Raw genomic sequence first — 22,761 nt, forward strand, 5'->3', positions numbered from 1 at the left:
AAGGAACCGTCATGGCCTTTACCGATCCGTTCATCCGCCGCCCGGTGCTGGCCAGCGTGGTCAGCCTGCTGATCGTGCTGCTGGGCTTCCAGGCCTGGAGCAAGTTGCCGATCCGCCAATACCCGCAAATGGAAAACGCCCTGATCACGGTGACCACCGCCTACCCCGGGGCCAACGCCGAAACCATCCAGGGCTACATCACCCAGCCGCTGCAGCAAAGCCTGGCCAGCGCCGAAGGCATCGACTACATGACCTCGGTGAGCCGGCAGAACTTCTCGGTGATTTCGATCTATGCGCGCATCGGCTCGGACAGCGACCGGCTGTTCACCGAGTTGCTGGCCAAGGCCAACGAGGTCAAGAACAAGCTGCCCCAGGACGCCGAAGATCCGGTGCTGAGCAAGGAGGCCGCCGACGCCTCGGCGCTGATGTACGTAAGCTTCTACAGCAGCGAGTTGAGCAACCCGCAGATCACCGATTACCTGTCGCGGGTCATCCAGCCCAAGCTTGCGACCCTGCCGGGCATGGCCGAAGCCGAGATCCTCGGCAACCAGCTGTTCGCCATGCGCCTGTGGATCGACCCGGTAAAGCTTGCCGGCTACGGCCTGAGCGCCAACGACGTGACCCAGGCGGTGCGCGGCTACAACTTCCTTTCGGCGGCCGGCGAGCTCAAGGGCGAGTACATCGTCACCAGTATCAACGCCACCACCGAGCTCAAGAGCGCCGAAGCCTTCGCCAATATCCCGCTCAAGACCAGTGGCGACAGCCGGGTGCTGCTCGGCGACGTGGCGCGGGTTGAAATGGGCGCCGAGAACTACGACACCGTGAGCTCCTTCGACGGCACGCCGTCGGTGTACATCGGCATCAAGGCCACCCCCGGGGCCAACCCGCTGGAAGTGATCAAGGAGGTGCGCAAGCTCATGCCCGAGCTTGAAAGCCAGCTACCGCCGAACCTGAAATCCTCGATCGCCTACGACGCCACGCTGTTCATCCAGGCCTCGATCGACGAAGTGGTCAAGACCCTGGTCGAAGCGGTGCTGATCGTCATCGTCGTGGTCTTCCTGTTCCTCGGCGCCTTGCGCTCGGTGCTGATCCCGGTCATTACCATCCCGCTGTCGATGATCGGCGTGCTGTTTTTCATGCAGTTGATGGGCTATTCGCTGAACTTGCTCACCTTGTTGGCCATGGTCCTGGCCATCGGCCTGGTGGTCGATGACGCTATCGTCGTGGTGGAAAACATCCACCGTCATATCGAAGAAGGTAAATCGCCCTACGACGCGGCCCTGGAAGGCGCTCGCGAAATTGCCATGCCAGTGGTGTCGATGACCATCACTCTGGCGGCGGTGTACGCCCCTATCGGCTTTCTGCAGGGGCTCACCGGCGCGCTGTTCAAGGAGTTCGCCCTGACCCTGGCCGGCGCCGTGGTGATTTCCGGGATCGTCGCCCTGACCCTGTCACCGATGATGTGCGCCCTGCTGTTGCGGCACGAGCAGAACCCCAGCGGCCTGGCCCACCGTCTGGATGTACTCTTCGAACGGCTCAAACTGCGCTACCAGAAAACCCTCCATGGCACCCTCAACACCCGGCCGGTGGTGCTGGTGTTCGCGCTGATCGTGCTGTGCCTGATTCCGGTGTTTCTGATGTTCACCAAGAACGAGCTGGCGCCCGATGAAGACCAGGGCATCATCTTCATGATGGCCACCGCCCCGCAGCCAACCAACCTCGATTACCTGAACAGCTACACCGACGAGTTCATCAAGATCTTCAAGGACTTCCCCGAGTACTATTCGTCGTTCCAGATCAACGGCTTCAACGGCGTGCAATCGGGCATCGGCGGCTTTTTGCTCAAGCCGTGGAACGAACGCGAGCGCACCCAGATGCAGCTGCTGCCATTGGTACAGGCCAAGCTCGAAGGCATCAGCGGCCTGCAGATCTTCGGCTTCAACCTGCCCTCGCTACCGGGCACCGGTGAAGGCTTGCCGTTCGCCTTCGTGATCAACACCGCCAACGACTACGCCTCGTTGCTGGAGGTGGCCGAACGGGTCAAGGCGCGTGCCCAGGCGTCGGGCAAGTTCGCCTTCCTCGACATCGACCTGGCCTTCGACAAGCCCGAGGTGGTGGTCGATATCGACCGCGCCAAGGCGGCGCAGATGGGCGTGTCCATGGACGCCCTGGGCGGCACCCTGGCGACCCTGCTGGGCGAGGCGGAGATCAACCGCTTCACTATCGACGGGCGCAGCTACAAGGTCATTGCCCAGGTCGAGCGGCCCTACCGCGACAATCCCGACTGGCTGAACAACTACTACGTGAAGAACCAGCAGGGGCAGATGCTGGCGTTGTCGACCCTGATCAGCATCAGCGACCGCGCCCGCCCGCGTCAGCTCAACCAGTTCCAGCAACTGAACTCGGCGATCATCCAGGGCTTCCCGATGGTCAGCATGGGCGAGGCGCTGGATACCGTGCGCACGATTGCCCGTGAGGAAGCGCCGGAGGGCTACGGCTTTGACTATGGCGGCGCGGCGCGTCAGTTCGTTCAGGAAGGCAGCGCCCTGTGGGTAACCTTCGGCCTGGCGCTGGCGATCATCTTCCTGGTACTGGCGGCGCAATTCGAAAGCTTGCGCGACCCGCTGGTGATCCTGGTGACTGTGCCGCTGTCGATCTGCGGGGCGTTGATTCCCCTGTTCCTGGGGATCTCGAGCATGAACATCTATACCCAGGTGGGCCTGGTGACCTTGATCGGGCTGATCAGCAAGCACGGCATCCTGATCGTCGAGTTCGCCAACCAGTTGCGCCAGCAAAAAGGCCTGAGCGCCCGCGAAGCGGTGGAAGAAGCCGCCGCCATCCGCCTGCGCCCGGTGCTGATGACCACTGCGGCGATGGTATTTGGCATGGTGCCGCTGATCCTTGCCACCGGCGCCGGCGCGGTCAGCCGCTTCGACATCGGCACGGTGATCGCCACCGGCATGTCGGTGGGCACCTTGTTCACCCTGTTCGTGCTGCCGTGCATCTATACCTTGCTGGCCAAGGCCGATGCGCCGCAAGCCGCCACGCAAACGGTATGAAATGCAAAAGGCCTCGTCGATGACGAGGCCTTTGCCCGAACGCCTTGCAAGGTTTCAGCCGCTGGCGCGTACGCCCTGGCTCAACCCGAACAGCAACAACAGCAGATCGTGATCGGGTTTGGCATCGACCTGGGGCTTGACCACCCGGGGCAACGGACATTGCGCACCGGCGTCGACCTTGCTGACTATTTGCGGGCGTGGCTCTTCCCACGCGGCCACGGCGACAGTTGCCACGCCCAGCGCCATCAGCAGGAACACACCTCGAGCTATTTCTAGTTTCATTACTCTAAACCTTTGACAGCGCTGCCAAACGCCATCTGGTAAAAATAGAGCAGTTTTTGCCACTCTGCGTCAGTGAAAGACGAATGGCGGCGCAATTGTTTAAGGTCATTGGCGGCAGCGCGCTGGCAACTGATGCGCCGGCGGCATTTTTCCAGGTCCAGCAATGCCACCTCGGCCCTGGCTTCGGCGCCCTCGCCGACGACCTTGACGAACACGTGCTTGCCATACAGGCAACCATGCTGCCAGTGACCACGATGCATACGCACCAGGTTCTGCGCCAGGTCCAGCAGGACCCGCTCGTGCAATGCCGGGTGATAGCGCTCTCGGGCGCCGGCAGCGAACCAGCTGTCGATGTCCTCGAAACCTTCCAGCGCCTCGCTGACCAGCAACGCGCGCCACTGGTGCTCGGCATCGCGCTCGACGCCGCAATAGACGATATGCGGCACCCGCACGCCAAGCTGCTCGAAACTGTTCAGGGCCTCGTACTCACGGAGCACGGTGGGCCGGCCGAAGGGGTGCAAAAGGCTGCGGTAGATATGGCCGATCTGACGCTTGGCATAGAACGTATGGCCCGTGTCGTCGCTCAGGCGTTGTACACCACTCTCGCCGCCGCGACGCTGATTGGGCTCCTCGACCCATTCACCCTGCTGCTGCCAGAAATGATCGAACTGATCCTTGTTCGTCGTTGCTGCTGTGCGCTCAAACCCCATGCCCCGCTCACCCCTTACGCAATAGATAGACTCGCCACATGGCATAGAACGGCAAGAAGTCCAATCGTTCCTGAATGCGGAACCCTGCGGCTTCGAATTCTTCTTCAACCGTAGCAGCTGGTAACACAAAACGATTCTGGTAACTGCCCTGCCCGCTTTCGGCGTAACGCCGTTGCTCGAGCTTTTTGCGCCGCCAGGCTTTGAAGTTGCCATCCACCCACAGCGAAACGATCACGCTGTCGCGGGTAACTCGTTGAAATTCCGAGAGTAATGTCTTGCGATGGGCGGCTTCACCGATGTGATGCATCAGCCGCATGCAAAAAATACTGTCGACCGAGTTATCCGGTAAATCGATGGCGAAGGCAGAAGTCTGCAAGGTACGTACCCGTTCCACCACATGGGCCGGCTGCGAGGCGCGTGCAGTTTCGAGCATGGCTTCGGAGTTGTCGGCGCCGATGATCACCCGGTTGGGTTTTTCTGCCAGCAACGGCCAGAAACGCCCGGCGCCGCACGGCAGGTCGAGGACCAGCCCGGGCTCGCCAGCCAGCGCCAGGGCGCGACGGGCCAGTTGCTCGTCACGCTGGTGGGACATCCGCCGCGCCAGGCCATCCTGGTGCTTGAGGAAGTATTCCTGGGCGTGCTGCTGGTCGTACTTTTCCGAAAACTCGAGTTTGATAGGGCTACGCATTGTGCATCTCCTGACTCCAATGCGCTCACCTTAGGCAGGCAAGCGTTGGCGTCAGGTCATGCTGGTGTGAAAAATTTGTTAGTTTTCACGGGAAAGGTTTCAACAAATTACAAACTTTCACACCGGCCAATGCCCTGTTACCCCTCGAGCGGCCGCTCGGGTGCCAGGCTCAGGTCGACATGGAAGCGGCAGCCATGGGGCACCATAGCGCTAAGGCTGACCGACCAGCCCTGATCGTCACAGATCCGCTGCACCAGCGACAAACCCAGGCCCAGGCCTTCGCCACGCCGTTCGTCGCCGCGCACGAACGGCCGGAACATGGCTTCGCGCTGCTCTTCGGGAATCCCCACGCCACTGTCCTCGACCAGAAACCCGGCAGGCTCCAGGGTCAGGCGGATAAAGCCTTGGTCGGTGTAGTGCGCGGCGTTGCGCAGCAGGTTGCCCATCACTGCCTGCAGAAAGGTGGCGTTGTACAAGGTCGAGGTTGCGGCCTTGGGGTCGTACAGCAAGGTCAGGCCTTTCTGCTCGATGGTGTCGCGCCAGACGCCAATCAGGTCATCGGCGACTTCCTTCATGGTTGCCTGCGAGGCCACTGCGCCTTCGTCGCGCTGGGCACGGGCAAGCATCAGGAAGGTTTTCACCAGTTCCTGCATCTCTTCAGTGGCGCGGGCGATACGTTCGACCTGGGAGCGCGCCCGGGGCTCCATGTTGGGGTTGACCAGCAACAGCTCGCAGGAGCTGGCCAGCACCATCAGCGGCGTACGCAGCTCGTGGCTGACGTCGCTGGTAAACAGGCGTTCACGGGTCAGGGCATCGCGCAGACGCCCAAGGGTGTCGTCGAAGGCCACCGCCAGCTGGCCGACTTCATCCGCGGCGTAATCTGGTGCCAAAGGTGGTGCCAGGCCGAGCAACTGGTCGCGGTGACGAACCTGGCGCGCCAGGCGGATCACCGGCGCCATAACCCGGCGGGCCAGAACCCAGCCGAGGAACACTGCCAGCGCCAGGCTCAACACGAAGCCGACCACCACGACGGCGAACAGCACCCGCTCGCGTTCTTCGAAATCGCTCTGGTCCTGGAGCAGGACATAGCGCCGGCCATCAACGATTTCGACCATCGCGTGGTAGGACAAGTCTTCGCGAAACACTTCGTGAAAGCCTCGTTCGAGATGGCGCAAATCCTTGGGCAGTTCGAATTCGTCGCGCCCGCCGCTGAAATAGAACAGTTGGTCCGGCCGTGGCCGGTGGCTCCAGTCGCCGACGCTGTCCATGCGCAGCAAGCGCTGCAGATCGCCGCCCAGTACCGCGGAAATCAGCCGCTCTTCGACCAGGTGCACGGTGGCGACGATGCCAAAGGCAAACGCCCCGGCCACCAGTGCGCTCATCAGGGCAAAAGCAATGATGATGCGCTGGGCAAGGCTCTGTCTAAACTCCATCACGGCCCTCGGCCAGACGATAGCCGACGCCGTGGACGGTATGCAGCAGGGGTTTTTCGAAGGGTTTGTCGATCACCTGGCGCAACTGGTGAACATGGCTGCGCAGGCTGTCGCTGTCCGGGCAGTCATCGCCCCACAGCGCCTCTTCGAGCACTTCGCGGCGCAGTACGTGCGGGCTCTTCTGCATCAGCACAGCCAGCAGCTTGAGGCCCACCGGGTTGAGTTTGAGCAGCTTGCCTTCGCGGGTCACTTCCAGGGTGTCCAGGTCGTAGATCAGGTCGCTGATCTGCAAGGTCCGGCGACCGCCGCCCTGGGCCCGGCGCAGTACTGCCTCGATGCGCGCGGCCAGCTCCGACAGCGCAAACGGCTTGAGCAGGTAATCGTCAGCGCCAGAACGAAAACCCTGCAAGCGGTCATCGAGCTGGTCTCGGGCGGTGAGCATGATCACCGGGGTATCACGCCGGGCATCTTCGCGCAGACGCTTGCACAGGGTGTAGCCGTCGATGCCGGGCAGCATGATGTCGAGCACGATCAGGTCGTAGTGCTCGGTAGCGGCCAGGTGCAGGCCGGACAGGCCATCCTGGGCACAATCCACCGTGTAGCCCTTCAGGCCCAGGTAGTCGGCCAGGTTGGCCAGGATATCGCGGTTGTCTTCAACCAGTAGAATTCGCATTGGGGTGTCTCCGGTCCGACGCTTTTGCCTGCTTGGCAGGCGCAGCTTAAGGCCATCAGCGCCGCCAGGCTAGGTCGGCGCGACTTTATTGCAGGTTAACGTTTTTTTCACCGAGCCTTCACGGACAGGTGATGGCGGCTGCCCGAGAATTGCCGGTCGGACTCCCCTTTGACCTGCCTGGACTTGCCATGTCACTACCCGCCTACTCCCGTCCGCTGAATTTCTGGATCGCCCTTGGCATTCCCGCCATTACCGCAATCATATTGATCCTGCTGGAACTGACCTCGCTGGACATGGACCTGGCCAAGATGGCGTTCGATCCGGTAGCCGGGCAGTTCATCGGCCGGCACAGCTATTTTCTCGAAGATATCCTGCACGACCGGGCCAAACAGGCGGTAATCGCCCTCGGTTTGCTGGCGATTGTCGCCTTCGCCGTGAGTTTCTTCTGGTCGCGGCTGTTCAGCTGGCGGCGGGAACTGGGTTGCCTGGTGCTGGCCATGGGTTTGTCGACCAGCTTTGTCACCCCGGTCAAGGCAGTAACTGCGGTGCAGTGCCCGTGGAGCCTGAGCGAGTTTGGTGGCAAGGAAACCTACAGCGAGCTGCTCAGCCCGCGCCCGGCTACCGACAAGCCCGGACGCTGCTGGCCAGGCGGCCATGCGGCAACCGGTTTTACCCTGTTTGCACTGTTTTTTGTTTTGCGTGATCGGCGCCCGCGCCTGGCCAGGGCCGCGCTGGTATTCGCCTTTGGCCTGGGTACGCTGTTTTCGGTGGGGCGCATGCTGCAGGGCGCGCACTTCTTTTCGCACAACGTATGGACGGCGGTGTTTTGCTGGCTGATCAGCCTTGGCTGTTACTACTGGGTGCTGTACCGCCGGCCGGTTGAGGTCAAGCAGGACGCGCTGGTGCCTGCAAAGTAAAAACGCAGGCATAAAAAAGCCCCGCACAAGGCGGGGCTTTTTATCGAGCGGGTAAGGCTGGCTTACATCATGCCGCCCATGCCACCCATACCACCCATGCCGCCCATGTCTGGCATGCCGCCGCCAGCACCAGCTTCCACTGGAGCGTCAGCAACCATGGCTTCGGTGGTGATCATCAGACCGCCAATCGAAGCTGCAGCTTGCAGGGCCGAACGGGTTACCTTGGCAGGGTCGAGGATACCCATCTCGATCATGTCGCCGTACTCGCCGGTAGCAGCGTTGTAACCGAAGTTGCCGGAACCTTGCTTGACCTTGTCGACAACCACGCTTGGCTCGTCGCCGGCGTTGGCAACGATCTGACGCAGTGGCGCTTCAACAGCGCGACGCAGCAGCTGAATACCGACGTTCTGGTCTTCGTTGTCGCCTTTGAGCTCGGAGATAGCTTGCAGCGAGCGAACCAGGGCAACACCACCGCCAGGCACCACGCCTTCTTCGACGGCTGCACGGGTAGCGTGCAGGGCGTCTTCAACGCGGGCTTTCTTCTCTTTCATTTCGACTTCGGTGCCAGCACCGACCTTGATCACGGCAACACCGCCAGCCAGCTTGGCCAGACGCTCTTGCAGTTTTTCACGGTCGTAGTCCGAGGAAGTCTCGGCAACCTGAGCGCGGATCTGGGTGATGCGCGCTTCGATATCGCCTTGAACACCAGCGCCGTCGACGATGATGGTGTTTTCCTTGGACAGGGTCACACGCTTGGCGTTACCCAGGTGCTCCAGGGTAGCGGATTCCAGGCTCAGGCCGATTTCTTCGGAGATCACGGTACCGCCGGTCAGGACGGCGATGTCCTGCAGCATGGCCTTGCGGCGATCGCCGAAACCAGGGGCCTTGACTGCAGCAACCTTGACGATGCCGCGCATGTTGTTGACCACCAGGGTGGCCAGCGCTTCGCCTTCGACGTCTTCAGCCACGATCAGCAGCGGACGGCCGGCCTTGGCAACGGCTTCCAGAACTGGCAGCAGTTCGCGGATGTTGGAGATTTTCTTGTCAACCAGCAGCAGCAGCGGGCCATCCAGCTCGGCGACCATGGTGTCTGGCTTGTTGACGAAGTAAGGGGACAGGTAGCCGCGGTCGAACTGCATGCCTTCTACGACCGACAGTTCGTTTTCCAGGCCCGAGCCTTCTTCGACGGTAATCACGCCTTCTTTACCGACTTTTTCCATGGCTTCGGCGATGATGTCACCGATGGAGTTGTCGGAGTTGGCCGAGATGGTGCCGACCTGAGCGATGGCCTTGGAGTCGGCGCATGGCTTGGACAGGGACTTCAGCTCTTTGACGATGGCGATGGTGGCTTTGTCGATACCACGCTTGAGGTCCATCGGGTTCATGCCGGCAGCAACGGCTTTCAGGCCTTCACTAACAATGGCCTGAGCCAGAACGGTAGCGGTGGTGGTGCCGTCACCAGCTTCGTCGTTGGCCTTGGAGGCAACGTCTTTCAGCAGCTGGGCGCCCATGTTTTCAAAGGCGTCTTTGAGCTCGATTTCTTTGGCAACCGAAACACCGTCTTTGGTGATGGTTGGAGCGCCGAAGCTCTTGGCCAGAACAACGTTACGGCCTTTCGGGCCCAAGGTGGCTTTTACAGCGTCAGCCAGAACGTTGACACCAACGAGCATTTTCTTACGGGCGGAGTCGCCGAATTTTACGTCTTTAGCAGCCATGATCGTTTAATCCTTGAATACTTTGGAGTAACGGGAAACCAGCGGAATCAGCCTTCGATGACAGCGAGAATTTCGTTCTCAGCCATCACCAGCAGGTCTTCGCCGTCAACTTTCACAGTGTTGCTGCCCGAGTAAGGGCCGAAAACCACCTTGTCACCCACTTTCACGGCCAGCGCACGCACTTCACCGTTGTCCAGGATGCGACCGGTACCTACAGCGACGACTTCGCCACGGTTAGGTTTTTCAGCGGCCGAACCTGGCAGAACGATACCGCCAGCGGTTTTCGATTCTTCTTCGCTGCGACGGATAACGACGCGGTCATGCAGAGGACGAAGCTTCATTGTCGATCTCTCCTAATTGTGGTTTTCATCGGCCGGTGTAGACACCGGCGGGTTGATGCTTGCGGCGTAGCCGCTCGTAGCCCGCGGGGCGGACCACACATGTAATGTCTGGTGCAAATCACCAGAAACCTTGCGGTGACCCATACATGAGGTCGCCAAGAGCAATTACAAGGCTTGGCTGTGAAAATTTTTTGGCGATCGGCGCTGCACAAAGCAAAACGGCCCCGATAGGGGCCGTTGGCAAAGCACAGGTAACCTTTACAAGTCCCGTGGATTGCGCAGGTTAGGCTGAGCAGGATCTTCACGGCCGACCACTTCACCTTCGATCACCGTTGGCTGGTGGCCACCGGGCTGGCCCGGCCGCGCCATGAACGGATCATCGCCAAAGGCGCGCTGGCGCATGGCCTGGGCCTCGGCGCGCTCGCGCATCTTGCGCCCGAGCAAGCGACGGGTGAACGGCAGCAGGCAGACCAGGCCGATCACGTCACTGATGAAGCCGGGCAACAGCAGCAGGCCGCCACCGAGCGCCAGCATCAGGCCGTGGAACATGTCCTCGGCCGGCAGCTCGCCGCGCTGCAGGCTCTCGCGGGCACGCAGGGCGGTGGCCAGGCCCGCCACCCGCACCACCAGCACGCCCAGGGCGGAGCCGGCGATGATCAGCAGCAGCGCGGGAAAGAAGCCGATCGCGGTGCTGACCTTGAAAAACACATACAGCTCCAGCACCGGAAAAATCAGAAACAGCAATAGAAAAGCACGCATCAACGGTTCCTCTGCGCAAGATGTCCTTGCAGTAGACCTTTAATGGATGCGATCCCTCGCCATTTCAAGCCTCGGCGGCTTGCCGTTGAGGCCATTGATCGGCGCGGGCCAGAAAAACCAGGGCTTCGCGCACTTGTATCGGCGTATTGCAAGACGCTGCGAACGGCAACCAGTGCAGGGCCTGGCCAATGCGCAGGTGCATGCCCTCGCTGTCGATGCCGACCATCTGCGCCGCCGCGCCCTGGGGCAGGCCGCTGAGCTGGACGTAGTGCTCGATGGCGTTAGCGTGATCGCTGTTCATGTGCTCGATCATGCTCTGTTCGGCCTTGCCGGCAAAGGGGTTGGCCAGGTTCAGGTGATCGATCCAGTGGATTGCGCCGAAGCCGCCGATGTAGCGATGGCGCACCGGCTTGAGCACCCAGAAGTCGAAATCGTGGGCTTTATGGTAGTTGGCCGATTCGGGGAAGTAACGGTAATAGCGCTCGGCAGCGGCTTCGACTGCCTCGGTCTCGACCAGCTGTTGCGCCTCGGCCAGCACGGTCAGGCGGCCCACCGCCTGGACATCCTCGGCGTCGCGCTCGCCCACCAGCAACGAGCACTTGGGGTCTTTTTGCAGGTTGTGGGTGTGCTGGGCAATGCGGCTGATCAGGATCAGCGGATTGCCGTCGGCATCCAGGCAATAGGGCACCACCGATCCGAACGGAAAGCCCGGCATCGATTTGGAATGGGTCGACAGCACCCCGCGGTATTCCTTGAGCAGCAGCTCCCGTGCCTGTGTTGCGGCTTTAGCGCTCACTGTATGACTCCCCGCTCGATAATCGTCGTAATGCCGAGCGTGCATGCGCGCACGCCCAGGCTAGTTAACCGACAAAATAATCATTATCGCTCGGTGTTGCCAGCGTGCTTACCAGGCCACACCGAAACCTGCGGTATAGCGGGTCTTGTCCAGGTCGCTGTCGCGGGTGCCGCTGATGATGTCTTTCTCGGCCTTGAGGTTGAGCGAGGCCCACTCGGTAACCTTGTAGCGCAGGCCGACCTCGGCATCCAGGGCGTACTCGGCGACGCCGCCCAGCGGTTTGCCGACTTCGCCGTTGGTGAAGAACTCGACGCGCTTGCCAATCAGGTAGCGGTTGTAGTCCCACTTCATGGCCAGCGAGTAGAAGTTGTCTTTGCCGCCGTCGGCGTATTCATAGTCGGTACGGTTGACCAGCGAACCGAGCGAGAACGCGCCCAGTTCGTCATCCCAGAACTGGTAGCCCGGGCCGGTACCCACGGTGCGCTGGCGGGCGAGGTCTTCGATGTGGTCACGCTTGTATTCCAGACGGCCCTGCCAGAACCACTTCTCGGTGATGAAGCGGTCCAGCGCGTATTCGGCGCTCCAGTTGTTGGTGGTGGTGACCTCGTCCTTGCTTTCGCGGTTGTATTCGCCTTCGGCCTGATGGCGCCAGCGGCCGTGACGGGCGGTGGTCTTGAAGTCGATGTCGTAGTCGTCGCTGTCGGTTTCGGCGCGCTTATAGTCCATGGCCAGGTCGACATTGCCCTTCCACGACAGGTCCTCGACCACAGGCTTTGGCTTCATGATCTGCTGGATGCTGGCCAGTTCGACAGTCTTGGGGGCCTCGCCGTTGGCCAGAACGACCTTGCCGTCTTCGGCAGCCTGCAGCGACTTGGCTTTTTCGCCGCTGTAGGCGTCTTGCTTGACCAGCAACTCCTGATCGCTTTCCAGGGTCTGCACCTGCTTCCAGTCCAGGGCGATGGAGCCGCCATAAGGCGTTTCGAGCAACAGTTTGCCGCCATCGAAAACCTTGATCTTGCCGCTCAGCTTGTCACCGTTTTTCATCCACACGGTGTCGGCAAGGGCGGGGGAACAGGCAGCAGCGAGGGCAACGCACAACAAGGCTCTAGGAAACATAAGCGGCAACGGACTCGGGTTCGCGAAAAAAGTCGGGCATTATCCAGATACCCGCCATCAGAGCAAGGACTGACCTGCCCCATGTCGATGAGTTCAATTCTTATTTGCTCGAACAAACCTGCGCGTGCAGCGCGCAATAAGCGAATCCCGCGATGAACGGGATTCCCGGCGATCCGACCGAAAGCGCCGAAGCCCGACGAATGGCACTCTACCTGGTGCTTGGCCAGGTGCCTGCGGGCAAGGTGATCAGCTACGGCGAACTGGCGCAACTGGCAGGTTTAGGCCGTGCGGCGCGCTGGGTCGGGCGTACCCTCAGCCAGTTGCCCAGCGATACCCAGTTGCCCTGGCACCGGGTGCTGGCCGCCGGCGGACGCCTGAGCCTGGCCCTGGGCACCCCTTCAGGCGATGAACAGCGGGCCCGGCTGCGCGCAGAAGGCATCACCTTGCACAATAATCGTGTGGATATGTTGCGCCATGGCTGGCGCCCGATGGAGCACAGCGGTTAGAGTGCGCGCTTTGTTTTCGTAAACTTGAGGCAGATGTTGGCCCATGCCCCGTAAAACCTGGCGCGCTGCGCTCGCTGCCTATGCCAGCCCGTCGACACTGGTGCTGTTGTTGCTCGGCTTTGCCGCCGGCCTGCCTTACATGCTGGTGTTTTCGACCCTGTCGGTATGGCTGCGCGAGGCCGGCGTGGCCCGTGAAACCATCGGCTATGCCAGCCTGATCGGCCTGGCCTATGCCTTCAAATGGGTGTGGTCGCCGCTGCTCGACCAATGGCGCCTGCCGTTGCTCGGCAAACTCGGGCGCCGCCGCTCCTGGCTGGTGCTGTCGCAAATCCTGGTGGTTATCGGCCTGATCGGAATGGGCTTTTGCGACCCGCAAAAGCACCTGTCCTGGCTGATTGCCCTGGCGGTGCTGGTGGCCTTTGCCTCGGCCACCCAGGACATTGCTGTCGACGCCTACCGCCTGGAAATCGCCGATGACCAGCGCCAGGCCGCGCTGGCCGCCAGCTACATGGCCGGCTACCGGGTTGCCGCGCTGCTGGCTACCGCCGGTGCCTTGTTCTTCGCCGAAGGCTTCGGCTCAACCGGCTTCAGCTACCTGCACAAGGCCTGGACCGGCACCTACGTGCTGTTCGGCGTGATGATGCTGCCGGCGCTGATCACCACCCTGCTGATGCGCGAACCGCCGGTGCCACTGCGCACCCAGCTGTCGGCGGCGCGCTACGGCCTGGCCCACCAGCTGGTGTCGGTGTTCGTGCTGATCATCCTGCTGGTGTCGGTACCGGCTACCTTCACCCAGCTGTACAACACCGATTTCGCCAGCGTGCTGTTCGAAGGCGTGAGCCTGCTCGACTTGCTGCTCGAAGACCGCGCCTTCCTGCGCGCAATCCTCTATATCACCCTCACCGCCCTGTGCCTGTCGTCCATGGGCCGCCGCGGCCTGGCACCGGTGCTGACGCCGGTCAACGACTTCATCACCCGCTATCGCTGGCAGGCCCTGCTGCTGCTCGGGTTGATCGCCACCTACCGGATGTCCGACACGGTGATGGGCGTGATGGCCAACGTGTTCTATATCGACCAGGGCTTCACCAAGGACCAGATCGCCAGCGTCAGCAAGATCTTCGGCCTGATCATGACCCTGGTGGGTGCCGGTTTCGGCGGCTTGCTGATTGTGCGCTTCGGCATCTTGCCGATCCTGTTCATCGGCGGCGTGGCGTCGGCGGCGACCAACATCCTGTTCCTGATGCTCGCCGACATGGGCGCCAACCTGCAGATGCTGATCGTCACCATCTCGCTGGACAACTTCAGCTCGGGCCTGGCCACCTCGGCGTTTGTCGCCTACCTGTCGAGCCTGACCAACCTGAAGTTCTCGGCGACCCAGTACGCCCTGCTCAGCTCGATCATGCTGCTGTTACCGCGGCTGATCGGCGGCTATTCAGGGGTCATGGTCGAGAAGTTCGGCTACCACGACTTCTTCCTGATCACCGCCCTGCTCGGCGTGCCGACCCTGATCCTGATCGCCCTGCAATGGCGTCAGGAGCGCGGGAAGCCAGAGCCGGTCGAGCACCAGGTTGCAGAACGCCCCTGAACCGCGCTGAGGCTATCGCCGGGATTACTCCGGGATAGCCTCTGGCAGGTTGCTGGAAGCGCTCAGAACGACCCTCAGCGGCCATAGCGCAAGAATCCCCGCAGCGCCCGCCGCCAGGGCGAAGTGCACCAGGCTGGCACCCGCGCCGAGCATCGCCAGCAACGCCCCGCCAAGGCCCAGCAGGGCAATGGTGATCATCCCCAGCATCGCCGACACCAGGCCCTTGCTCTGCTCGCTGGAGAACAGCGTCATGCGGTACAGCACCGCGTTGGCGATGCCCAGGCCCAGGGCGTACACCGACAGGCCGGCCACCAGGCTCAGCACCGAAGGCAGCAGCCAGGTGCCGAGCATCATGCCCAGCAAACCGATCAGGAACGGCCACAGCGCCCGCCGTACCAGGGTAGTCAGCGCGTAGCGGTCGGCGATGCGGTTGATGATCAGGTTGCCGAGGATCAGCCCACCGAAAACCGGCAACTGCCACAGGGCGTAATCCAGGGTGCTCAGGCCCTCGTCATGGATCAACAGCACCGGCGACAGGCCGATCCAGCCGATCAGCGGCAGGCCGACCAGACCCAGGGCAGCGCTGCCGGCGACAAAGCGGCGGTTGGCCAACAGTTGCCCGTAGCCGGCCAGCAACGGCAGCAGGTGGATTGGCTGGAACGCCAGGCGTGAGCCGTCGCGGCGCTCGACGCCAAGGGTTTCCGGCATGAACCGGTACAGGGCAAACCAGGCCAGCACCGCCGCCGCGCCGAACAGCACGAACAGCCAGCGCCAGGACACCCACTCCAGCAGCAGGGTGCCGACCAATGGCCCGAGCAGCGGCGAGAGCAAGGCAATATTGGCCAGCAGGGCCATCATCCGCACCGCGTCGGCCTCGCTGAACGCTTCGTTGAGCGCCGGGTAGCTGACGGTTACGACAAAGCCCAGGCCGATGCCCTGCAGCAGGCGCAGCAGGTTGAACAGCTCGATGCTCTGCACCCAGAAGGTAGCGATGCAGGCCAGGCAGAAGAACGCACAGCCACCCAGCAGCAGCGGTCGCCGCCCGTAACGGTCGGCCAGCGGGCCGATCAGCCATTGCAGGACAACGCCGCCAAGCAGGTAGAGGTTCAGCGCGTGGGGAATGAATTCGGGGCTGGCGTTCAGGTCACCGACCACCACCGGCATCGCCGGCATTACCACGTCACTGGCGAGGTAAGTGAGCAGTTCGAACAGCGCCAGGGTCATGGCGAAACAAAACGCCCGCAACGGCGTGATGTTGATCAGGGGGGTAAGCATGATAAGACCGGGCAAACAGAAGTAAGCGAGCCTATATGCCAGAAAGCACCGGGCGCAGGTAGCGCGAAGACGTGAACAAGTGTAATGACTGCTGAAAGCATCGCGGGGCAAGCCCCGCGATGGCCTCGGTCGTTACTGCACCGCCGCTTCCTGCACCACGCGGATCACCCGCTGCGGAAAGGGAATGTCGATGCCTTCGGCCTTGAGGCGGTCACGGGCATGCTCGTTGAGCATGAACAGCACGTCCCAGTAGTCGGCGGTGTTGACCCAAATGCGCAGCGATACCGTGATCGAGCTGTCGCCCAGGGTCGAAATCACTGCCTGTGGCGCCGGGTCCTGGTGCACCCGCGGGTCCTGGGCCAGTTCCAGCAGCACGTTGCGGGCCTTTTGCAGGTCGGCGTCGTAGTCCACGCCCACATCGAACACCACCTTGCGCGTCGGCTGGCGGTTGGTGTTGGTGATGATGCCGTTGGACAGGCTGCCATTAGGCAGGATCACGGTCTTGTTGTCGCCGGTGCGCAGCACGGTGTGGAAGATCTGGATGCTGTCGACGGTACCCGCAACCCCCTGGGCTTCGATCCAGTCACCGATGCGGAACGGGCGGAACAGCAAAATCAATACGCCACCGGCGAAGTTGGCCAGGCTGCCCTGCAGCGCCAGGCCGATAGCCAGGCCTGCGGCACCGATGGCGGCGACGAAGGAGGTGGTTTCGATGCCGATCATCGAGGCCACGCTGACAATCAGCAGGATCTTCAGGATGATGTTGGCCAGGCTGCTGATAAAGCCTTGCAGGGCCTGGTCGGCATTGCGCAGGGCCAGCAGTTTGCCCAGGCGGAAAGTGACTTTGTTGATCAGCCACCAGCCGATGGCCAGGGTCAGCAGCGCCAGCAACAGGCGGCTGCCGTATTCCATGATCAGCGGAAGCCAGGTTTGCGAAGCCTTGACCAGCTGGTCGACCTCAGCGTTGAAATCCATCGTATGTTCTCCTGATGCCGAGCGGCAAAGAGCTGAAAAAGACCTGCCGCAAACGTTTCAGCGGCACCTCGGCCCTCGGACGCCAAAAAGGCGCCAAGGTTCCGGGCTCCGCGACTTCAGTCGCGGAAATTGTTGAACTGCAGGGGCATGCCGAACTCTTTGGCGCGCAGGGCGGCGATCGCTTCTTGCAGGTCGTCGCGCTTCTTGCCGGTGACGCGCACCTGCTCGCCCTGGATGGCGGCCTGGACCTTGAGCTTGGCGTCCTTGATGTGGGCGACGATCTTCTTCGCCAGTTCTTTATCGATACCCTCTTTGAGCACCGCTTCCTGCTTCATGACCTTGCCCGAAGCGAAGGCGTCCTTCACTTCCAGGCACTGCACGTCGATCTTGCGCTTGACCAGGGCCAGCTTGAGGATCTCGATCATCGCTTCGAGCTGGAACTCGGCCTCGGCGGTCAGGTTGACGGTCAGTTCCTTTTCCTTGAACTCGAAGCTGCCCTTGCCCTTGAGGTCATAGCGACGGTCCAGGTCCTTGACCGCGTTTTCCACGGCGTTGGTGACTTCGTGCTTGTCCAGTTCCGATACCACGTCGAACGACGGCATACCTTTTCTCCAAAAAATAAAGGCACCCTCGCGGCTCTGCTGAAAGAGCGCGATGGAGCGCGCAGGGTTTGACGGTTAAAATACCGGATCATTATAACGGTTGCGAAACGCTGATGAGCAGCACCTGGCATATTCTCGGCGCCGGCAGTCTGGGCAGCCTCTGGGCCTGCCGGCTGGCCCGCGCCGGCAAACCGGTCCGGCTGATCCTGCGCGACAAGGCGCGGCTGCAGGCCTATGAAGCCGCAGGCGGCCTGACCCTGGTTGAACAGGGCAAGGCGCAGTTACAGGCGATCCCCGCACAACTGGCCGACGACCACACGCCGATCCACCGCTTGCTGGTGGCCTGCAAGGCCTACGACGCCGAACAGGCGGTGGCGCAACTGGCGCCGCGCCTGGCTAAAGATGCCGAGCTGATCCTGCTGCAGAACGGCCTGGGCAGCCAGGAAGCGGTGGCCAACCGCGTACCCCACGCCCGCTGCGTGTCCGCCTCGAGCACCGAAGGCGCGTTCCGCGAGCAGGACTGGCAGGTGAATTTCGCCGGGCACGGCTTCAACTGGCTGGGCGATCCGGCCAACCCCGGCGCCCCGGACTGGCTCGATGACCTGAGCGAAGCCGGCATTCCCCACCAGTGGACCCCGGACATCCTCACCCGCCTGTGGCGCAAGCTGGCGCTCAATTGTGCGATCAACCCGCTGACCGTTTTGCATGACTGTCGCAATGGCGGCCTGCAGGCGCATCAGTGCGAAGTCGCGACCCTGTGCGCCGAACTTGCCGAGCTGCTGCAATACTGCGGCCAGCCGCAAGCGGCCGAGGGCCTGGTCGATGAAGTGGAACGGGTGATCCATGCCACGGCGGCCAACTACTCTTCCATGTACCAGGATGTTCGCCACGGCCGGCGCACCGAAATCCACTACCTGCTCGGCCATGCCTACCGCACCGCCAGCCGCCACGGCCGGCAGCTGCCGCACCTGGAACGGCTGTACCGGCGCCTGGTCGAACACCTGAACACGCGCGGATTGCCCAGCGACTGAGCACGGCGCTACCCTGCCCCTTCACCTACAGACCGGGACTACGCCTTTCACATGACTTTGCGCGAACGCCTGGAGAACCTGCCGGTCGGCCAGAAGTTGCTGGCCGCCCTGCTGGTGCTGCTGATCACTATCCTGCTGGTGGCCAACCTGACTTTTATCAGCGCCGCCTACTGGATTTCCCAGGAGAGCATGGCCCCGCAGGCCCTGCAGACCATTGGCCGGCTGGTGTCCAACCCGCAACTGGCGCAACAGGCCAGCGATTCGCCGGATGCCGCCAAGGCCCTGCTCAAGGAACTCGACAGCTACACCCCGCTGCGCGCCGCCGCCCTGTACGGCAGCGACGGCAAGATGCTTGCGCAATTGCAGCACGGCGAAGCCCTGCCGTTGCCCAAGCGCTACCGCAACATCGACAACTGGCGCCTGACCGAATTTCGCAGCACGCAACTGGTGAGCCTGCCGCGCGCGGGCGGCCCGCCCGGCCATCTGCTGCTGGTGGCCAGCAGCGAGCTGCCGATGGCCTTCTACACCGGCACCCTGACCGCGAGCCTGGGCATCCTGGTGTTCAGCATCCTGCTGTGGATGATCATCGCCCGGCAAATCAAACGCCTGATCACCCAGCCGATCTACCAGCTCGAAGAACTCTCGCGCCAGGTCACCCGCGAAGAAAACTACGCCCTGCGCGCCAAGCGCGGCAACGATGACGAGATCGGCAGCCTGGCCGACGCCTTCAACACCATGCTCTCGCGCATCGAAGCCCGCGAGCAGCAGCTCAAGCGCACCCGCGACGAATTCCAGGACGCCTACGACCAGGCCCAGGGCCTGGCCGAAGAAACCCGCCACACCAACCGCAAACTGGAGCTGGAAGTCCAGGTGCGCAGCAAGATCGAGAAAAAACTCACCGGTTTTCAGAACTATCTCAACAGCATCATCGACTCCATGCCCTCGGCGCTGATCGCCCTCGATGAGCAGCTCTATGTCACCCAGTGGAACCAGGAAGCCAGCGCGCTCTCTGGAACGCCCCTGGACGAGGCGCTGAACCAGCCGATCTTCCTTGCCTTCGAACCCCTCAAGCCGTTTTTGCCGCAGCTCAAGGAGAGCGTCGAGAAGCACCGGGTGGCGAAGATCGAGCGGGTAACCTGGACCAAGGACGACGACGCCCGCCACTATGCCCTGACCTTTTACCCACTGATGGGCGGTGGCGGCCGCGGCGTGGTGATCCGCATCGACGACATCACCCAGCGCCTGTCGCTGGAAGAGATGATGGTACAGTCGGAGAAGATGCTCTCGGTCGGCGGCCTGGCAGCGGGCATGGCCCACGAGATCAACAACCCGCTGGGCGCCATCCTGCACAACGTGCAGAACATTCGCCGGCGGCTATCGCCGGACCTTGCCAAGAACCTCGAACAGGCCGACGAGATCGGCATCGACCTGCCGACCGTCAACCGCTACCTGCAAAGCCGCGAAGTGCCGCAGTTGCTCGACGGCATCCAGCAGGCCGGCGCCCGCGCGGCAAAAATAGTGACCCACATGCTCAGCTTCAGCCGGCGCAGCAACCGCCAGTTGGCGCCTTGTGATTTGCCGGCACTGATCGACCAGGCGGTGGAAATTGCCGGCAACGACTTTGACCTGACCATCGGCTTCGACTTCAAGGGCCAGGCCATCGTCCGCCAGTTCGACCCCAACCTGGGCCCGGTGCCGTGCACCGCCAACGAACTGGAACAGGTGTTGCTCAACCTGTTGAAAAACGCCGCCCAGGCCATTCACCTGCGCCACGACGACAGTGAGCCCGGGCGCATCACCCTGCGCACCCGGCTCAACCCGCCGTGGGCGGAGATCCAGGTCGAGGACAACGGCATCGGCATGCCCGAAGCGGTGCGCAAACGCACCTTCGAGCCGTTCTTCACCACCAAGGAAATCGGCCAGGGCACGGGCCTGGGCCTGTCGGTGTCGTATTTCATCATCACCAACAATCACAAGGGGCAGATGGAAGTGCAATCGGCACCGGGCCAGGGTACTTGCTTCACCTTGCGCCTGCCGCTTGCCCCAAGCAAAACGGAGTCTTGAGCATGGGTTTTCGTTTGTCGAAGATTTACACCCGCACCGGCGACAAAGGTGAAACCGGGCTGGGCGATGGCCGCCGCGTGCCAAAGGACCATCCGCGAATCGAAGCGATTGGCGAGGTCGACAGCCTCAACAGCCAGTTGGGCCTGTTACTGGCCGGGTTGGCCGAACAGCGGCTGGATGAGCTCACTGAGGTACTCGCACCTTGTCAGCACCGGCTGTTCGATCTGGGCGGGGAACTGGCGATGCCGGCGTATCAAGCGTTGAACAGCGCTGAAGTGGAGCGCCTGGAGGCGGCGATCGACCGCTGGAACGAAGAGCTGGGGCCGCTGGAGAACTTCATTCTGCCCAGTGGTTCGGCGCTGATCGCCCAGGCCCACGTGTGCCGCAGCCTGGCCCGCAGTGCCGAGCGGCGCTGCCAGCAGTTGAACAGCATCGAGCCGCTGGCCGGGGTGGGCCTGGCGTATATCAATCGGTTGTCGGATTTGCTGTTTGTCGCGGCACGCTTGATAGCACGGCGTCAGGGAGTGGCCGAGGTGTTGTGGCAGGCTGCGGCCAAACCCTGAGGGCCTCATCGCGGGTCAAGCCCGCTCCTATAGGTGGCGATCCTGTAGGAGCGGACTTGCCCCGCGATCAATTCAGAGCTCAGGCCAGAACGCGCGGATCCCCGCCACACCCTGAGCGCCATGCTGCCAGGCCTTTTCCTGCTCGGCAGCGCCCACGCCACCAAGCAGATACACAGGCTTGCTGAAGCCTTCGATCAGTTGCTGCGCCTGCTCCCAGCCCAATGGCACGGCATCCGGATGGGTCTGGGTCGCCTGCACCGGTGACAGGGTGACGAAATCCACGCCCATCTGCTCGGCCAGTGCCAGTTCTTCAGCGTTATGACACGACGCCGCCAGCCAGCGCTGCCTGGGGAACGGCCGGCCTTTGCTGGCGTACTTGCGCAGCTGCTCAGAGGTCAGGTGCCAACCGGCCGCCGGGAAGTCGCCCAGCCATTCCAGCGGGCCCTTGAGCATCAACTGCGCCTTGCCCGCGCACAGACCGACCGCATCCACCGCGACATCGCGGTATTTGGGGTCGTACATGTTCGGCGCACGCAGTTGTACCAGCTTGATTCCGTCGGCAATGGCCTTCTGGATGCCTCGCAACATCTGCGGGACTTCCAGCCCCTCGGGAGTAATCAGGTATTGCCCCGGCAAACGCGCGGCGGCAACGATTGGCTGGTTGGCTTCAGGGAAGTCGTAGTCCGGCAACTCCCGCGCAGTCACCCAGGCCAGCGGCTGGCCTTCGGCGCCATGGGGTTCGCCGCTAAAGCCGTTAACGTCCCAGACATCCAGCAGTACCTGTTTGTCCGGGTAATCGTGCTTGACCTTGATCAGCGGCCGCGCCGCAGTGACAACGATGCCCAGCTCTTCATGAAGCTCACGAGCCAGGGCCACTTCGACCGCTTCGCCGTCTTCGACCTTGCCACCGGGAAATTCCCACAGGCCGCCCTGGTGCTGGCTGTCAGCGCGGCGGGCAATCAGGATGCGTCCGTCGGTGCCGCGGATGACCGCGGCGGCTACATGCACACGTTTCACCCTTCACGCTCCGCCAGGCCAGCGTGTTGCCAGGCCTGGAAGGCTGGCCACTGGTAGATGGTCTCGATATAGGCCGCCGCTTCTGCCGGCACTTCGACCCGGTAGGTGCGCAGGCGCACGGCAATCGGGGCAAAGAAGGCATCGGCCAGGCTCAGGCTGCCGAACAGGTATGGGCCAGCCTCTTTGGCTGCCAGGCGGCATTCGGACCACAGCGCGACGATGCGGTCGATATCGACCTGCACGTCCAGCGGCATGCTTTCCAGCGCTTGATCGCGAGACAGGTCGAACGGCATGTTGCCACGCAGGGCGAAGAAGCCGCTGTGCATCTGCGCGCAAGCCGAACGGGCCTGGGCACGGGCAGCGACGTCGGTAGGCCAGAGGTTGGCTTGCGGGTGACGCTCGGCCAGGTATTCGGCAATCGCCAGGGAGTCGGCGATCACCCCGTGCTCGCTCTTGAGCAGCGGCACCTTGGCGGTGGGCGAATGCTCGAGCAGGCGCTGGCGGGTGTCAGGCTGGTTGAGCTTGATCAGGGTTTCATCGTAAGTAGCACCGGCCAGCTCAAGGGCCAGGGCGGCGCGCAGCGACCAGGAGGAGTACAGCTTGTCGCCGATGATCAGGTGGTAGCTCATGGTTCGGCTCCATCAGGGGCTTTTC

The 22,761-nt window shown here is 62.4% G+C and carries 22 protein-coding genes; 7 read left to right on the top strand and 15 right to left on the bottom strand.

Features of this window, described 5'->3' with window-relative positions; genetic code table 11:
- Window positions 1–11 precede the first annotated feature (11 nt).
- Window positions 12–3,059: a multidrug efflux RND transporter permease subunit gene (locus tag LOY34_RS22190; protein WP_093379860.1), complete on the top strand. Its 3,048-nt coding sequence runs from the start codon at window positions 12–14 to the stop codon at window positions 3,057–3,059.
- Window positions 3,060–3,113: 54 nt separating this feature from the next.
- On the opposite strand, the gene LOY34_RS22195 is transcribed toward LOY34_RS22190, so the two are convergent.
- The 5 genes from LOY34_RS22195 to colR all read right to left on the bottom strand — a co-directional run bounded on the left by LOY34_RS22195 (window position 3,114) and on the right by colR (window position 6,845).
- Window positions 3,114–3,341 (bottom strand): hypothetical protein, encoded by a 228-nt coding sequence (locus LOY34_RS22195; RefSeq protein WP_045197388.1) that lies wholly within the window; start codon window positions 3,339–3,341, stop codon window positions 3,114–3,116.
- On the bottom strand, window positions 3,341–4,051 hold the full coding sequence (locus LOY34_RS22200) for a lipopolysaccharide kinase InaA family protein (RefSeq protein ID WP_045197386.1): 711 nt from the start codon (window positions 4,049–4,051) through the stop codon (window positions 3,341–3,343). The genes LOY34_RS22195 and LOY34_RS22200 overlap by 1 nt, the downstream gene beginning before the upstream one ends.
- A gap of 7 nt (window positions 4,052–4,058) precedes the next feature.
- Window positions 4,059–4,739, bottom strand: a complete 681-nt coding sequence (locus LOY34_RS22205; RefSeq protein WP_045197385.1) for a class I SAM-dependent methyltransferase — start codon at window positions 4,737–4,739, stop codon at window positions 4,059–4,061.
- 137 nt (window positions 4,740–4,876) lie between these two features.
- Window positions 4,877–6,172, bottom strand: a complete 1,296-nt coding sequence (locus tag LOY34_RS22210) for a HAMP domain-containing sensor histidine kinase (protein ID WP_045197383.1) — start codon at window positions 6,170–6,172, stop codon at window positions 4,877–4,879.
- Window positions 6,162–6,845, bottom strand: a complete 684-nt coding sequence (colR, locus tag LOY34_RS22215; RefSeq protein ID WP_045197381.1) for a two-component system response regulator ColR — start codon at window positions 6,843–6,845, stop codon at window positions 6,162–6,164. Before colR ends, LOY34_RS22210 begins: the two co-directional genes overlap by 11 nt.
- Window positions 6,846–7,033: 188 nt before the next feature.
- On the opposite strand from colR, the gene LOY34_RS22220 reads away from it, so the two are divergent.
- Window positions 7,034–7,762: a phosphatase PAP2 family protein gene (locus tag LOY34_RS22220; protein WP_045197379.1), complete on the top strand. Its 729-nt coding sequence runs from the start codon at window positions 7,034–7,036 to the stop codon at window positions 7,760–7,762.
- Between the two features lie 62 nt (window positions 7,763–7,824).
- On the opposite strand, the gene groL is transcribed toward LOY34_RS22220, so the two are convergent.
- The 5 genes from groL to LOY34_RS22245 form a co-directional block, all read right to left on the bottom strand.
- The gene (gene groL, locus LOY34_RS22225; protein ID WP_045197377.1) at window positions 7,825–9,477 is read right to left on the bottom strand and encodes a chaperonin GroEL; all 1,653 of its coding nucleotides are present in this window, start codon (window positions 9,475–9,477) and stop codon (window positions 7,825–7,827) included.
- Between the two features lie 47 nt (window positions 9,478–9,524).
- On the bottom strand, window positions 9,525–9,818 hold the full coding sequence (locus tag LOY34_RS22230) for a co-chaperone GroES (RefSeq protein WP_003260750.1): 294 nt from the start codon (window positions 9,816–9,818) through the stop codon (window positions 9,525–9,527).
- A 258-nt stretch (window positions 9,819–10,076) separates the two neighbouring features.
- On the bottom strand, window positions 10,077–10,577 hold the full coding sequence (locus LOY34_RS22235; protein ID WP_045197374.1) for an FxsA family protein: 501 nt from the start codon (window positions 10,575–10,577) through the stop codon (window positions 10,077–10,079).
- A gap of 64 nt (window positions 10,578–10,641) precedes the next feature.
- On the bottom strand, window positions 10,642–11,373 hold the full coding sequence (locus tag LOY34_RS22240; RefSeq protein ID WP_195884953.1) for a HugZ family protein: 732 nt from the start codon (window positions 11,371–11,373) through the stop codon (window positions 10,642–10,644).
- 108 nt (window positions 11,374–11,481) lie between these two features.
- Window positions 11,482–12,489, bottom strand: coding sequence for a DUF481 domain-containing protein (locus tag LOY34_RS22245; RefSeq protein WP_045197889.1), 1,008 nt, complete (start codon window positions 12,487–12,489; stop codon window positions 11,482–11,484).
- Between the two features lie 152 nt (window positions 12,490–12,641).
- On the opposite strand from LOY34_RS22245, the gene LOY34_RS22250 reads away from it, so the two are divergent.
- On the top strand, window positions 12,642–12,995 hold the full coding sequence (locus tag LOY34_RS22250; protein ID WP_195884954.1) for an MGMT family protein: 354 nt from the start codon (window positions 12,642–12,644) through the stop codon (window positions 12,993–12,995).
- A gap of 43 nt (window positions 12,996–13,038) precedes the next feature.
- Window positions 13,039–14,580, top strand: coding sequence for an AmpG family muropeptide MFS transporter (locus LOY34_RS22255; RefSeq protein ID WP_045197368.1), 1,542 nt, complete (start codon window positions 13,039–13,041; stop codon window positions 14,578–14,580).
- A gap of 24 nt (window positions 14,581–14,604) precedes the next feature.
- Here LOY34_RS22255 and LOY34_RS22260 read toward each other — a convergent pair whose 3' ends face one another.
- The 3 genes from LOY34_RS22260 to LOY34_RS22270 form a co-directional block, all read right to left on the bottom strand.
- Window positions 14,605–15,855: an MFS transporter gene (locus LOY34_RS22260; protein ID WP_195884955.1), complete on the bottom strand. Its 1,251-nt coding sequence runs from the start codon at window positions 15,853–15,855 to the stop codon at window positions 14,605–14,607.
- A 132-nt stretch (window positions 15,856–15,987) separates the two neighbouring features.
- Entirely contained in the window at window positions 15,988–16,830 is an 843-nt protein-coding gene (locus LOY34_RS22265) for a mechanosensitive ion channel family protein (protein ID WP_045197365.1), read from the bottom strand.
- Between the two features lie 116 nt (window positions 16,831–16,946).
- Window positions 16,947–17,432 carry a YajQ family cyclic di-GMP-binding protein gene (locus LOY34_RS22270; protein ID WP_045197363.1) on the bottom strand — a complete coding sequence of 162 codons (486 nt, stop codon included), beginning with the start codon at window positions 17,430–17,432 and terminating at the stop codon, window positions 16,947–16,949.
- A gap of 113 nt (window positions 17,433–17,545) precedes the next feature.
- Here LOY34_RS22270 and LOY34_RS22275 point away from each other — a divergent pair, with 113 nt between their 5' ends.
- Genes LOY34_RS22275 through LOY34_RS22285 form a run of 3 tightly spaced genes read left to right on the top strand, consistent with a single transcriptional unit; the run spans window position 17,546 to window position 21,090 of the window.
- Entirely contained in the window at window positions 17,546–18,463 is a 918-nt protein-coding gene (locus LOY34_RS22275) for a putative 2-dehydropantoate 2-reductase (RefSeq protein ID WP_195884956.1), read from the top strand.
- A 51-nt stretch (window positions 18,464–18,514) separates the two neighbouring features.
- On the top strand, window positions 18,515–20,527 hold the full coding sequence (locus LOY34_RS22280; protein ID WP_195884957.1) for an ATP-binding protein: 2,013 nt from the start codon (window positions 18,515–18,517) through the stop codon (window positions 20,525–20,527).
- 2 nt (window positions 20,528–20,529) lie between these two features.
- Window positions 20,530–21,090, top strand: a complete 561-nt coding sequence (locus LOY34_RS22285) for a cob(I)yrinic acid a,c-diamide adenosyltransferase (protein WP_093379841.1) — start codon at window positions 20,530–20,532, stop codon at window positions 21,088–21,090.
- 72 nt (window positions 21,091–21,162) lie between these two features.
- On the opposite strand, the gene LOY34_RS22290 is transcribed toward LOY34_RS22285, so the two are convergent.
- Both LOY34_RS22290 and LOY34_RS22295 read right to left on the bottom strand, forming a co-directional pair.
- Window positions 21,163–22,107, bottom strand: coding sequence for a Nudix family hydrolase (locus LOY34_RS22290; protein WP_195884958.1), 945 nt, complete (start codon window positions 22,105–22,107; stop codon window positions 21,163–21,165).
- A complete protein-coding gene (locus LOY34_RS22295) occupies window positions 22,104–22,736 on the bottom strand; it encodes a glutathione S-transferase (protein ID WP_195884959.1) in 633 nt (210 codons plus the stop codon). The genes LOY34_RS22290 and LOY34_RS22295 overlap by 4 nt, the downstream gene beginning before the upstream one ends.
- Between the last annotated feature and the right edge of the window lie 25 nt (window positions 22,737–22,761).

It is taken from the genome of Pseudomonas sp. B21-009 (assembly GCF_024749345.1).
In the GTDB taxonomy this organism is placed as follows: domain Bacteria; phylum Pseudomonadota; class Gammaproteobacteria; order Pseudomonadales; family Pseudomonadaceae; genus Aquipseudomonas.